Here is a 12166-nt window from a genome sequence, read left to right as displayed (position 1 = left end):
AATCCCGAAGCAACGCATCGACGGCTTCAAGGTTGGCCGCTCATAGAGCAGGGCAACGGCGCGCCGCTGCCTGGCCGGCTCTTGTATTTGTCGTTCGGCGCAGCCAGTTCAGCAGTGCCTACCAATAGACAAAGACCCATAAGCTTCTCAACTTATGGGTCTCAGATTCTCATCTCATGGGGCGCTCTACACCACTCTTGTCGGTTCTCACATGAAATGCTATTGAGCCCCATATAAATCAAGCAGTTGCGCACGCATTATGAGACTCCGGCCCCCGGCATTCTCAGAACGTTTGCTATGTCGTCTGAATGCAGCACGGGTCTCGCGGTCGCGCACCGCCACGTCGGGCTGTAGATCAGCCCGTCGAACTGTTTATTGGGAAGCTCGCGGGTCGAGCCCGGTCGATTGGGCGATCGCCCCTTCAACGCTCGTAGCGGACGACCTTGCCGCCGAACCCGATTCTTCGGGTAACGCGCGATCCGCCGACGCTGACTACGTCGCGCATCGGCATCTGGGTTGAGCGCCCGTCCCTGTATGCCTTGGCGGCTGGCCCAACCCCGGCGTCAACGCCGAGCTTTGACAGCGCAGCCAAGCCGACTTCCACAAGTGGCACAACGGGGACGGGGTTGCCGGTCAGACTCGACTTGCGGGCTTTCGCGTAGATCCCATAGCCCGCCCTGACCAGCAGGCCCTTGGCCACGATGGCGCGCAGCGCCCTCCCGACCTGGTCGTAGCCCCCGAACCGGTCGAACTCACTGCGCAGGAAAACCATCGCCTCCGAACGGGCGAGGCTCGACTCGATCCGCTCCTGAATCGTCATTCCGGCCATGGTGCCTTGCAAACATACGACATTGATGTCTGATTCTTGCGGCAGGCCAACGGCTTGTCAAACCGATTCCATCGGGCCTGTCCGACGATAGAGGAGACGCAGTTCATAGGTCAGACCCTCCGACAAAGTGCTCAAAATCCGCGCAAAACCTCCGAACCCATGAGGCATGAAGGCTCTATGGGAGGCGCTCATGGCCCAGATGGCTTGCGCGGCTTGCAGCCGCCTCTTCACGGTCAGGCCGCAGACCCCTGCCCAGACCTATTGCCCTGATTTGGAATGCCAGCGCGAGCGACGACGCCTGTGGAACCGGCACAAGATGCAAGAGGACCCGGACTACCGGGCCAACCAGCAGGCGGCGCAGCAGGCCTGGCACGCCAGGAACCCAGACTACTGGCGGATCTACCGCCGGCGCCACAAGAACCCCGCCCTTGCGGGCCGAACGCCCGGGGTGCGTGCAACAAGTGACGCGTCATCTTGCGGGGTCAACGTTGAGAGCGGGCTGTGCTGGATGGAGATCCGCTCTCCCGGGCCGGATGGGCGGCCAATGGCCTGGCGCGTGGAGCTCACGCTCAAGCCGCTGCACCGCCCGCGCAAATAGTGACGCGTGCAAATAGAGGACTTGATGGTCAAGGGATTGCCCGGCGCGTAAGGTCTTCTACGCGTAGCTTCGAGGTTCTGGAGGGGTCCAACGGCTTGCCAGCGTGAGCGTCCTGCCTTGCGTGTCGGGCCTGGTTGATCCCTGGGGTTCGAAGTCTGTCGAGATCTCTCTATGGGCAGCAGAGGCCAACCGATCACGGTGCGGCTCGACAAGCTGCTGCCGTCACGCCGAATTTCCGAGGGTTTGCAAGGCACGAAGAAGTTCCGGCAGATCAAGTCCTCCATCGAGGGCGTCGGCCTCATCGAGCCGTTGACGGTCGGCCCCGCGGATCGCGATACCGGCGCGCACCTTCTGCTCGACGGGCACATCCGGCTTTACGCCATGCAGGAGCTCGAGTTTGAGGATGCACCGTGCCTGGTGGCCACCGACGATGAGACCTACACCTACAACAACCGCATCAACCGTCTGTCGACGATCCAGGAACATCTGATGCTGCGGCGCGCGGTCGACCGCGGCGTGACGCCCGAGCGTCTCGCCAAGGACCTGACGGTGGACATCAGCCACATCTTCAAGAAGCTCAACCTGCTGGACGGGATCTGCGCCGAGGCGGCCGGGCTGCTCAAGGACCAGCGCTTCTCTCCCAATATCGGCGGCATCATCCGCAAGATGAAGCCCACCCGGCAGATCGAATGCGTCGAGCTCATGGTGGCCACCAACAACGTGACCGTGACCTACGCCAACGCGCTGCTGGCGGCCACGCCGGCCGCCATGCTGGTCGGTGAGAAGAAGCCCAAGAAGATTGCCGGGGTCAGCGCCGAGCAGATGGCCAAGATGGAAAAGGAGATGGACAACCTGCAAGGCCAGTTCAAGTCCATCGAGCAGTCCTACGGAGAGGATGTCCTGAACCTGGTGCTCGCCAAGGGCTATCTCGGCAAGCTTCTGGCCAACGAAGCCGTGATCCGCTACCTGACCCAGCGGCAGCCGGACGTGCTGCGCGAATTCGCCAACATCGTCGAGATCGATGCCCTGGACAAGTAAATGATCGGTAACGCCAGGCGCAGGATGAGCTCCGCGCACGCCGACGCGCTCGTGCGATGGTCCGACAGCGGCAGCTCCTCTGCTCAACCGCAGCCCATGCCGCCCGTGCCGGATACGGCCTGCCTGTATGGCCTGGTCGGTGATGTCGGCATGGAAGGGAGCGAGGGTGCTGAGACCCATCCCATAGCCGTTGCCGGCAATTTCATGGCCTACCTGTCCTGCGCGCTGGGGCGGGCTCCCTATCTGACCGTGGGCAATACCAGCCACCATTCGCGGCTGTTCTTCCTGCACGTCGGGCGCTCGGGCCGAGGCAGGAAGGGCGATGCGGTGTCACTGATCACGCGCATCACGCATCACTGCCACATCGTCGAGACCGGCAACCAGAGCCAAGTAATCCGACCCGCTGGGGTCATCGAAACTGACGCTGGCGCCTTGCGCGGAGTCGAAGATGGCGTGCGCCATTTCGTGAGCGGCGCTGAAACGCTGGCGGTAGATGTCTTCGCTGTGGTTGACCAGGGCGCACTTGCCGGCGACCGGATGCATGATGAAGAGGCCGGAAATGTTCGAGTTGCCCAGCTTGCGGCGAAAGACATGGACGCCGACGCTGCGAAACTCCTCATAGACATCGCGCGGAAGCGCGCGGTCATCGTGTCCCAAAGCGGCGCGCAGCCGGTCGGCTGCGGCCTCGCCGTGCCCCTTGAAGTAGTCGCCCATTGGGGAGAAGGCGAAATCCTTGGGTGGGCGCCCCAGCTCCCGCATCAAGAAGTCTTCCGTCTCGCAGAGGTAGAGGAAGTCTTGCACGGCCCGACGGTCCTCTTTCGTGAAGTCGCCGCCATGGGCGCGGTAGAGCGTCTCGGTCTGTTCGAACGGGGCCACCTGTTCGTTCGAAATGAAGAACTTGAAGTCGCAGCGGTAGTGGTCGGCCAAGATCAGCACGTCGTCGCCCGTGGGCTCGACTTGGCCGGCTTCGATCGCTGTTAGGCGTGCTGCATCAATGCCAGTCGCAGACGCGACTTCGATGATGGACTCTTTGAGCTGTCCTCGGTGTTTGGCGAGTTTGGAGCCTAAGGTTTTCAGGTCAATAGCCATGGCTCTCCATCATAGGCGGATGGACAAGCCTACCTTCAGCTGGCGCCTCAAGACGGCGGGCACACTCAGAATGCGATGCGTCAGCGCGCGCGCAGGGCGAATTGACGTCTCAGTAGCAATTACTGAGAAAAATAGCATTTCATGTGAGAACCGACAACTTGTAGAGCGACTCATATGGTGAGAAATCGCTGCCTTGTGAATCAAGGACTTACGTCGGCGTGGGATGCATAAGCTGAGACAAGGTGACTCATAAGATGAGAAACCGCCTCCGCCGGGGCGGGTCGTCTCGCACATCCATCAGGCCGATCCAGCGTTTCCGGCGAAGCGGCAGCGCTCGTGGCTCGCTCGGTTCACAGGTGCTCGGATAAATTCAATATATCCGAGAACGCCCGGTAATTACAGTGCGTTTTCGCAACCGGCGGTGCCGCTCCGACTCATAGCAGCTTGGGCGAGACGGAATAGCCCATCGCCTGGTAACCGCGCAGGCGCTTCTCCCACATGCGGTTGAGCACGGCGTGGCCCGTGTCTATGAAATCCAGGATGCGGACATCCGTCTTGTCGCTGTGTTCCCGATGGAGCCGGCCGGCATACTGCTGGAGCGTGCCTTTCCAGGACACGGGCATGGCCAGCGCGAGCGTATCGAGCGCTGGATGGTCAAAGCCTTCCCCAACGAGCTTGCCAGAGGCCAGCAGTATTCGAGGCGCATCCGGCGGCAGCTGGTTCAGCTCGGTCGTGGTCGCCAAGCGCTGCTTGCGCGACATGCGACCGTGAAGAATGAAGACGCGAGGGACCTTCGGTTTCAGCGCCTCTCCGATGGCGGCCAGGTGGTCCGTGCGCTCGGTCAGAATCAAAATCTTGCGACCCTGCGCGTAGCACTCGAGCACCGCGTCAACTATCGACTGTGTCCGCTGCGCGTCGTTCACGAGCCCGGTGAAGATGTCTTGAATTCCTGCGTCGTCCGGCCCGGCGATTTGCCCGTGAAGGTGGATCGGGTGCACCTCGAGGAGATGCGGCGCACCGTCTGGCCTTACGGCCGTGTATCGGGTCGGGCCGCATTGCATGAAGATGACGGGGTGCTGACCATCGCGGCGGACTGGGGTCGCGGTGAGCCCGAGGACGTACTTGGCCTTGACTCGCCGCATCAGCAGGTCGAACGATACGGCGCCGACATGGTGGCATTCATCAACGATGACCTGGCCGTAGTTGTCGAGCAGGCCGCTGAGCTCCTCGTTCTTCGCGAGTGACTGCATCACTGCAATGTCGACCTTGCCCGTCGGCTTCACCTTGCCTCCGCCAATCCGGCCAATTGTGTTCTTGTCGGCTGCCAGGAAAGCTTGCAGCCGCTCCTGCCACTGGGTCATCAATTCGGTGCGGTGAACCAGAATGAGGGTGTTCACGCCGCGCCGGGCAATCATGGCGGCGGCCGTCACGGTTTTGCCAAATGCGGTGGGCGCGCAGAGCACGCCGGTGTCGTGTCGCAGGGTTTCGGCCACGGCCGCCTCCTGGTCGACACGCAGCGTGCCGGCGAAGCGCACCTCAATCGGCGTGCCTTGAAAGCGCTCGTCTTGGATGACGGCCTTGATGCCGTTTGTGGTTAGCAGAGAAACAGCGTCGTCCAAGCACCCACGCGGCAGCGCGATGTGCTTTGGAAAATTCTCGGCGCAACCGATGACACGCGGCTTGTCCCACACCGCAAAGCGCATGGCCTGGGCCTTGTAGAACTCGGGGTTCTGGAAGGCTGCCAAGCGAATCAACCGATTGGCCAAGACTTGGGGAAGCTCGTCCTTCTGGAAGTAGACCTGGTTCGCCAAAGTAATGTTCAGGCTCTTGGGCAAGGGGCCGGAGATGTTCTTGCGACCGGCCTTTGGGGTCAGCCATGGCGTCTGTTGGTCTTCATCTTCGATGAAGGCGACATCCAGCGGATGCGAGCCGCCCGTGGCTTGCAGGATGGTCGGCTCGATGTCTTCGGCCAACATGCGGGGCATGGCCGCCAGAAAACTCCACTGATCGGGATACGGGATGAGGTTCTCGTCGACAAACACGCTGTGCCCAGCCTCGCGCGGCTTCTTCTGCAGGGGCAACGCAATCAGGTTGCCGAAGCCGCCCTTGGGCATCGTGTCCTGATTCGGAAACAGCCGGTCGTAGGAGCTCAACTTGAGCTGCCTTGTGCGGGCGCAGACGTGGCTGATGAGCGCCGTTCCGAGCCTACGCGCGTCGCGGGCGTCTACCTTCTGAGAGAAGAAAATCCAGGCGTGAGCGCCATTGCCTGAGCGGGAAATCTCCAGCGCTGCGGGAACGCCAAGTGCCGTGCAGGAGCCGATGAACGCCTTGGCATCGTCGCGCCACTCTTGTTCATCGAAGTCGACTGCCAAGAAGTGGCAGGTGTTGTCGTGGAGCAGCGGATAGGTTCCGACCGTATGGTCGCCGGCCAAGTGGTTATAGATGACCGGGTCAGTGACGGGCGCTAGGGACCGATGCTCGCAGTCCGAGCACTTGATTCTGGGCTTTTGGCAAACCCCTGCGACCCACTCGTTGTGGCACGCCGGCGCGTACCCTGACTTGCCCGTGGTCTTGCTTTCCCAGCGGACGGGGTAAACGTCGGTTCGTCCGCGAAAGAGCCCGCGATAGAGCGAAACCTTCCCCTCGGTCGACAGCATGGCCGAAGGCGGGTCCGGTGCGCGCTCCGGCGGTAGTGGGCGTTCCCGCCATTCGATGCCGTGCGCGTCCAGAAGCGCAATCAGCCGGGCGTTCTCGGTCCGCAAAGCATCGACGGGGTCCAACTTCGGATGGGCCATGCAAAAACGCTGTGAGGGGCCGTGTTCGGCGTTGACCAAAGCAGGGCTTAAGGCCCCATTGTTGAGTATGCCTGCGTGTGCACTACTTCGTAGTGGGCCGGCCGAGCAGCGCGCCCCGGGCTTCCTCGACCGACTCGTAGTGCAGGAGCCTACCTTTGCTCGGCCGGCCAGCCCTGCTTCGCTCGTACTGGCTTAGAGGATCGCAGATGTGCCGGATACCTCACTGGTTTCAGAATGGGAGTCTGACTTGCGTTTTCGGCCGGCTTTAGGCGGCAGCGGTAAAGCAGCCGAGTTTCGATTCGGTGAAAGCACTCTGTGCGCCGCTTCAGCAGAGAAGGAGAAGAGGCCGAGCAAAAGTACGAGCTGCCCACCGAGAATTGCGACGACAACCGCGGCAATGGGACCCCCCTCCATCCAGGCTGCGATTGCGCACGCCAAAACGACCGGCACGCCAAGCGATGCCGCAATAAAGGTCATAACGGCTGTCGCCTTAAATGAAACCCAGTCTTGTGCTCGCTGGCTGCGCGTGTCTACATAACCTGTTTGACCATCCACAAATCGCACCCAGCCGCCAGCCCCAAAGACGTCGCGAATCAGTCGAACGGGTAGCTGCCGACTTTCGATATAGGCGAGCTCAACTGGTTCAAGGCTCCAGCCGAACGCGTCATGCATCGCGAAGTGGTAGTCCAGCCGCGCAGCCTTTCTCCAGCGACCGTCTTGGAATAGCTTTCGTGCCGCATTTCGCCTTCGCTTAGACAGAGACCAAAGACGCTCTCGCAATTTCACCCAGCTAAGCGCGATGCTCGCAGGCAGCAGGAACAGTGCAGAAACGATGATCTGGTTATCTTTTATCCACTCGACCACGAACAAATTCTCCCTACTTATGTCGTCTTGACTCTTCGCGCCCGCTTCTCCATTAGCGCTCGGCATGCGCGGAAGTTGCGCCACTCATGAGTTCGATGCCGGCGTCGGCGATGCGTGTCCTACGCAAATTGGCGATTCACCCCTGTCATCGACATCCGGTAGCTCAGCATCCGCGCACTGACCCCGTATTCGATGGTCGCGTCGGCATCTGACAAGCGCCGGCGGCGAATCAGAATCAATGCATCTCGTGGCAAGAGCAGGCTGCCAGAAAGCCAGTCGGCCTCCTCCTCTTCCTTCTTGTCGTAGCTGCTCAAAAGCATGATGCCGTCTTCGGACAGGGAAACCACTCGAGCCTGGTGTCCTCGGATTCGATGGGCCAATTCATGCGCGAGGTCGCTCGCCTGCCGGGCCAAGCTGTGGGAACTATTCAAGACCACGACGACCCTCTTGTTCACGACGATGGTTACCGCGGACCAGCAGCTCGGCGTCTTACCGTCGCTGCGAAGGAGGATTTCCAGCGTCTCTGGCGTTAGTCCCGGCACGTCGTGCGGCGTCCAGACACGGATGCCCAGCATCTGGGCCAGTGCACGCGTATCAAGGGGGGCATCCTTTTGCACGCCCAGCTTGCCGCGCACTTCCGTTGAATACCTCTCGCACCACGCTTTGAAACCGCGCTCGAACACGCTCAGCCCTCCAGCTCTTCCTCAAGCAGGGCCTGCTGGACCGCAAGAATCATTTCGCCAAGCGCCTTGGCGCTGTCTTTCTCGATGGCGGCACCCTTCTTGAAGTGAACAAGCGCCGTCGGGGCTGTGGCCCGCTGCTGCGTTGGCAGTCCCAGGAACAAGGCAGGGTCCCTGCCGAGCCATTTGCAAATCTTGCTAAAGGTCTCGAGGTCAGGGATTTTCTGGTTTTCCACCCGGGACAACGTCGCCGGGCTCACGCCAACCAGCTTGGCGGCTTCACGAATGCCCATTCCGGCTCTTCGTTCTTCAATTTCTTTGGCCAGGAGCTCAATCCTGATTGCTTCCATTGGTTGCCGTTTCTCTTGTAAGACGAAGTGTTTGACACGAGAGACGGTGCGTGGCATGCTCTGTCTTACTCGTGAGACGGAAATGTCTCACGGGCACCGTCCAAGGTCAATGCTCACTTGACCTGAGCGGCGTGCATCAGGGTGAGCACTTCGGGAGAATTCCCATGCAGAACCAGAATGAACTGCCCGACGAGGGCGACGTCGTTGATGTTGAGGCCTACCTGGCTGCCGGCAAGCCGGTGCCGAAGGGCAAGAAGTACCGCATCCGTATCGACAAGCAGTTGTACGTTGTTGCGGTCAGCGAGATGACGGGGCAACAAATCCTTGCCTTGGCTGGCAAGACGCCGGACAAGTACCTTCTTCGCCAGAAGATTCATGGAGCGGTCCATCCCGTGGCGCCAGAGCAAGAGGTCAGCTTCCTCGCACCCGGTGTCGAGCGATTCATGACCATCCCGAACGAGGTTCAGGAGGGTGAGCCAGCGGCGCAGCGGTTGCAGTTCAAGCTGCTCGCGGCCGACCTCGGTTACCTGAACTCGCTTGGATTGCGCTGGGAGGCGGTGCTGGACGGCCAGGTCATGTGCGCTGTCATCTACGACTGGCCCCTGCCCGATGGCTACAACGTCCAGGTCGCAGATGTGCATGTTCGAATGAATGCCGGCTACCCGGACGTGCAAATCGACATGGCATATTTCGTGCCAGCTCTTGCGCGGCGGGATGGTCGCCCTATCAACGGCCTGACTACAATGCAATTCGACGGCCGTCAGTGGCAGCAATGGTCGCGCCATCGGACTGCGAACAGCCCTTGGCGCGTCGGCGAAGATGACCTCTCCACGCACATGGGGTACGTCTTCGCCTGGCTCGAGGCGGAGCTCCGGAAGTGATGGCGGCCGCGCTGCCGGTGCGGTTGACCATCTCGGCTCATCACCACCGCGCGCTGCAAGAGCATCTGTTCCCGGGCGACGGCAAGGAGGCCGTGGCATTTGCTCTTTGCGGGCGGGCACGACGTGCCGACTTGGAACTCCTGGTCGTGCGCGAGGTCATTCCGATCTCGCACGACGTCTGTCGCATTCGCACGCCGCATCGGGTGGCTTGGCCGGGCGTCGCGATGGAGCCCATCTTGCAGAAGGCCATGGCGTCGGGCGCGGCGGTGGTCAAAGTGCATAGCCACCCGACTGGGTATGAGTGGTTTTCCGATACGGATGACATTGCCGAACGCGAGATGTTCCCGTCGGTGTTTGGATGGCTGGACACCGATGCGCCGCTTGCCAGCCTCATCATGCTGCCCGACGGCCGGCTTGTTGGCCGTGCCGTGCAAGAGCACGGCGAGGGCGAACCTCTGCATGGAATTCGCATCGTCGGAGATGACTTTGTGTTCCTGCAATACGGTGATGCCGCGCCGGGCGGCGAGTTGCCTGAGCACGCGCAACGCATCGCGCAGACGTTTGGGGATCGAACGTACCAGTTGCTTCGCAACTTGCGCGTGGGAGTTGTTGGCGCCTCTGGTACGGGAAGCATCGTCATCGAGCAACTGGCGCGCAACTGCGTAGGCGAACTGGTTCTCGTCGATCCAGACAACGTGGAAGGCAAGAACCTCAATCGAATCCTGAACAGTACCGCGAGCGACGCTGAGGAGGGGGCGCATAAGACGGCTGTGCAGGAGCGCGCGATAGCCGCCATGAGGCTCGGCACTCGCGTGCAGGCATTCCACCAAGACTTGCTGGACCGGGGCGTGCTCGAGGCGCTATCGACTTGCGACGTGCTGTTCGGTTGCATGGATTCGGTGGACGGCCGCCACGTTCTGAACAAGCTTGCCAGCACGTACGTCATCCCGCTGATTGACGTCGGGGTGCGCTTGGACTCTGATGGTCGAGGTGGCATCGACAGCATATGGGCAGCCGTGCACACCATCTTGCCGGGCGGATCGAGCCTGCTGAGTCGGCGCGTGTACAGCCAGGCTGACCTGGAAGCAGCATTCTTGAGGCGCACCGATCCCGATGCGTACGAGCACCAGCGCAAGCTCGGGTATGTAAAAGGTGTCCTTGTTGACAGGCCCGCCGTCATCAGCGTCAACATGGAGGCTGCGAGCGCCGCCGTGAACGAATTTCTGGCTCGAGTGCATCCCTACCGGGTTTTGCCAAATGGCCGATTCGCGGCACGGAGAATGTCCCTATCCGACCCTGATGCTTCGATGATTGAACCAGACGGTGAGCCCTGCCCGGTGATGCTCCGCGCTGTCGGCATGGGTGACCAGGAGCCGCCGCTCGGCCTGCCGCTGCTCGGACGACGCACATGATTCGGCGCTTCATCAACTGGCTGCGAGGGCTGTTCGGAAGAGCGGCCACCTACCGCATTCAAGTATTGGCCGACGTGCCGGACCGGGTGGATGACAGGACGCTGTACGTGATTGGCGAGCGGCAGAACTACTGGCTCGCCATCATGAGGTGCCCCTGCGGCTGCGGCGCTGAGATTCAGTTGCCGCTCTCGGGCAGCGATGGTCCGCGCTGGACTGTGTCCGGGACGCCAAAAGCGCCAACGCTGACGCCTTCCGTGCATCGAACGAAGGGCTGCAGAAGCCATTTCTTCATGCGAGGCGGGACCATCATTTGGTGCCGTTGATGGCACGATGGCCGTCCGTCGAACCGATGCCACCGTTATCAGTAGCCCACTGCAGCATTCGCAGGCGCCCGATGCACGGCCGGCCAGAAGTGGCTCACTCTGTGAGCCACATGGTTGGTAATTTGTCTTCATGTTGACCGCCATAGGACGGCGGCTGCGACCTGACGCTCGGAAGGAGCGCACATGAAGTCAAGCCAAGTTTTGTACCTGGGAATAAGCGGAGTTCTACATCCAAGCTGGTCGTTTTATGAAGAGGTGAACGGCCATCCGCCCGACCAGGATGGGCATAAAAAATACGAGTCGGTCGGACCGCTGTATCGGGCGCTTGAGGCGTTCCCTGAGGCTCGAATCGTTTTAACGTCGACGCAGCCTTGGGCGAAAGGCTTGCCGACAGTTCTTGAGCAACTTGGCCAACTTGCCGAGCGAGTCGATGGTTTCACCTTCCTCGACCTGACGACGAAGGCGCCGTGCGATAGGCTCGGACGGCCTATGACGGAAATGGACTACTGGCGGTGCACCAAGAGCCAGGTGGTTCAGCGGCACGTTGAATGGATAAAGCCGGAGTCTTGGATCGCAATCGACGATGAGGACATTTTGTGGCCGCACGACGTTCGAGCCGCGCGGCTTGTGCTGACTGACCCTTGCCAAGGGTTGTCCGACCCCAGGGCCTTCGACAGATTGTTGACCGTGCTAGAAGGTAATTTCGGTGGTGGTTGACGAGGGCGTTTCTGATTTGCTCGCTGACCACTCGGTCTGCACCATCGCGCAGTCGTTGACCAGGTGGGCTGCGCCTGGACTCCGTCCGCGAGTCAGAAATTCGGCTCCGAGGGCTCTGTCACACGGCGAGCGACCCGCTTCATGATCCATTCCACTTCGTCTGCGGAGATACCCCAATCCCTTGCTTCGACGCTTTTGCGAACCTGCGGCAAGAGCTTGACAAGCTCGTATCCGCCGGGAGTTCGAGAAGCTTTCGAAGGCATCGCACCCGCTCCCACGATTGGAAGGCAGCAAACGCAGCCTGATCCAGCGCCGCCAAGCGCTCATAGTCCGGCTGCCGAACTTGCGGCCGACCGCAGCCATGTCTAGCCAAGCCTGAGGCCTAGTGCTGCAGCCTTGAAGGGGGCAAAGACCTCTTAGACATTTTTCGCCCTGCTGCCAGATTTAGACATGATGGTCGCGCTCCGCCAGCGGTGACGGCCCATCCCCGGTATCGTGGGTTGCGCACCGAGGTGTGCCGAGCCACATACGGTCGGACAGGCCGGCCGTCGCAGTCAAGGAGATGGGCCATGGACGAGCGTATCAATTTC

Annotated in this window: 12 protein-coding genes; 6 read left to right on the top strand and 6 right to left on the bottom strand. The window is 61.1% G+C overall.

Features of this window, described 5'->3' with window-relative positions:
* Positions 1-421: 421 nt before the first annotated feature.
* The gene (locus tag JOZ06_RS02950; protein WP_293228453.1) at positions 422-829 is read right to left on the bottom strand and encodes a DUF6088 family protein; all 408 of its coding nucleotides are present in this window, start codon (positions 827-829) and stop codon (positions 422-424) included.
* A 190-nt stretch (positions 830-1019) separates the two neighbouring features.
* On the opposite strand from JOZ06_RS02950, the gene JOZ06_RS02945 reads away from it, so the two are divergent.
* Positions 1020-1427, top strand: coding sequence for a hypothetical protein (locus JOZ06_RS02945; RefSeq protein WP_293228451.1), 408 nt, complete (start codon positions 1020-1022; stop codon positions 1425-1427).
* A gap of 171 nt (positions 1428-1598) precedes the next feature.
* Positions 1599-2465, top strand: a complete 867-nt coding sequence (locus tag JOZ06_RS02940) for a plasmid partitioning protein RepB C-terminal domain-containing protein (RefSeq protein ID WP_293228450.1) — start codon at positions 1599-1601, stop codon at positions 2463-2465.
* Between the two features lie 330 nt (positions 2466-2795).
* Here JOZ06_RS02940 and JOZ06_RS02935 read toward each other — a convergent pair whose 3' ends face one another.
* The 5 genes from JOZ06_RS02935 to JOZ06_RS02915 form a co-directional block, all read right to left on the bottom strand.
* Positions 2796-3554: an XRE family transcriptional regulator gene (locus JOZ06_RS02935; protein ID WP_293228449.1), complete on the bottom strand. Its 759-nt coding sequence runs from the start codon at positions 3552-3554 to the stop codon at positions 2796-2798.
* Between the two features lie 434 nt (positions 3555-3988).
* Entirely contained in the window at positions 3989-6349 is a 2361-nt protein-coding gene (locus JOZ06_RS02930) for a DEAD/DEAH box helicase family protein (protein WP_293228447.1), read from the bottom strand.
* A 192-nt stretch (positions 6350-6541) separates the two neighbouring features.
* A complete protein-coding gene (locus tag JOZ06_RS02925; protein ID WP_293228446.1) occupies positions 6542-7219 on the bottom strand; it encodes a hypothetical protein in 678 nt (225 codons plus the stop codon).
* A 113-nt stretch (positions 7220-7332) separates the two neighbouring features.
* A complete protein-coding gene (locus tag JOZ06_RS02920; protein WP_293228444.1) occupies positions 7333-7896 on the bottom strand; it encodes an ImmA/IrrE family metallo-endopeptidase in 564 nt (187 codons plus the stop codon).
* A 2-nt stretch (positions 7897-7898) separates the two neighbouring features.
* Complete coding sequence (locus JOZ06_RS02915) at positions 7899-8300, bottom strand: helix-turn-helix transcriptional regulator (RefSeq protein ID WP_293228442.1); 402 nt, start codon at positions 8298-8300, stop codon at positions 7899-7901.
* A 107-nt stretch (positions 8301-8407) separates the two neighbouring features.
* Between JOZ06_RS02915 and JOZ06_RS02910 the strand changes: the two genes are divergently transcribed.
* The 4 genes from JOZ06_RS02910 to JOZ06_RS02895 all read left to right on the top strand — a co-directional run bounded on the left by JOZ06_RS02910 (position 8408) and on the right by JOZ06_RS02895 (position 11576).
* Positions 8408-9124 carry a multiubiquitin domain-containing protein gene (locus tag JOZ06_RS02910; RefSeq protein WP_293228440.1) on the top strand — a complete coding sequence of 239 codons (717 nt, stop codon included), beginning with the start codon at positions 8408-8410 and terminating at the stop codon, positions 9122-9124.
* On the top strand, positions 9124-10536 hold the full coding sequence (locus JOZ06_RS02905; protein WP_293228438.1) for a ThiF family adenylyltransferase: 1413 nt from the start codon (positions 9124-9126) through the stop codon (positions 10534-10536). Before JOZ06_RS02910 ends, JOZ06_RS02905 begins: the two co-directional genes overlap by 1 nt.
* On the top strand, positions 10533-10859 hold the full coding sequence (locus tag JOZ06_RS02900) for a DUF6527 family protein (RefSeq protein WP_293228437.1): 327 nt from the start codon (positions 10533-10535) through the stop codon (positions 10857-10859). The genes JOZ06_RS02905 and JOZ06_RS02900 overlap by 4 nt, the downstream gene beginning before the upstream one ends.
* Positions 10860-11042: 183 nt before the next feature.
* Positions 11043-11576 carry an HAD domain-containing protein gene (locus JOZ06_RS02895; RefSeq protein ID WP_293228435.1) on the top strand — a complete coding sequence of 178 codons (534 nt, stop codon included), beginning with the start codon at positions 11043-11045 and terminating at the stop codon, positions 11574-11576.
* Positions 11577-12166: the final 590 nt, after the last annotated feature.

The sequence above is a fragment of the Paludibacterium sp. genome (assembly GCF_019232825.1).
In the GTDB taxonomy this organism is placed as follows: Bacteria; Pseudomonadota; Gammaproteobacteria; order Burkholderiales; family Chromobacteriaceae; genus Paludibacterium.
The sequence above is the reverse complement of the archived record's forward strand: the minus strand, read 5'-3'. Positions and strand labels throughout refer to the sequence as shown.

Bases quoted from the DNA above. Each gene is read 5' to 3' on its own strand.
- JOZ06_RS02950 (WP_293228453.1), bottom strand. From the start codon at position 829: ATGGCCGGAATGACGATTCAGGAGCGGATCGAGTCGAGCCTCGCCCGT.
- JOZ06_RS02945 (WP_293228451.1), top strand. From the start codon at position 1,020: ATGGCCCAGATGGCTTGCGCGGCTTGCAGCCGCCTCTTCACGGTCAGG.
- JOZ06_RS02940 (WP_293228450.1), top strand. From the start codon at position 1,599: ATGGGCAGCAGAGGCCAACCGATCACGGTGCGGCTCGACAAGCTGCTG.
- JOZ06_RS02935 (WP_293228449.1), bottom strand. From the start codon at position 3,554: ATGGCTATTGACCTGAAAACCTTAGGCTCCAAACTCGCCAAACACCGA.
- JOZ06_RS02930 (WP_293228447.1), bottom strand. From the start codon at position 6,349: ATGGCCCATCCGAAGTTGGACCCCGTCGATGCTTTGCGGACCGAGAAC.
- JOZ06_RS02915 (WP_293228442.1), bottom strand. From the start codon at position 8,300: ATGCCACGCACCGTCTCTCGTGTCAAACACTTCGTCTTACAAGAGAAA.
- JOZ06_RS02910 (WP_293228440.1), top strand. From the start codon at position 8,408: ATGCAGAACCAGAATGAACTGCCCGACGAGGGCGACGTCGTTGATGTT.
- JOZ06_RS02905 (WP_293228438.1), top strand. From the start codon at position 9,124: ATGGCGGCCGCGCTGCCGGTGCGGTTGACCATCTCGGCTCATCACCAC.
- JOZ06_RS02900 (WP_293228437.1), top strand. From the start codon at position 10,533: ATGATTCGGCGCTTCATCAACTGGCTGCGAGGGCTGTTCGGAAGAGCG.
- JOZ06_RS02895 (WP_293228435.1), top strand. From the start codon at position 11,043: ATGAAGTCAAGCCAAGTTTTGTACCTGGGAATAAGCGGAGTTCTACAT.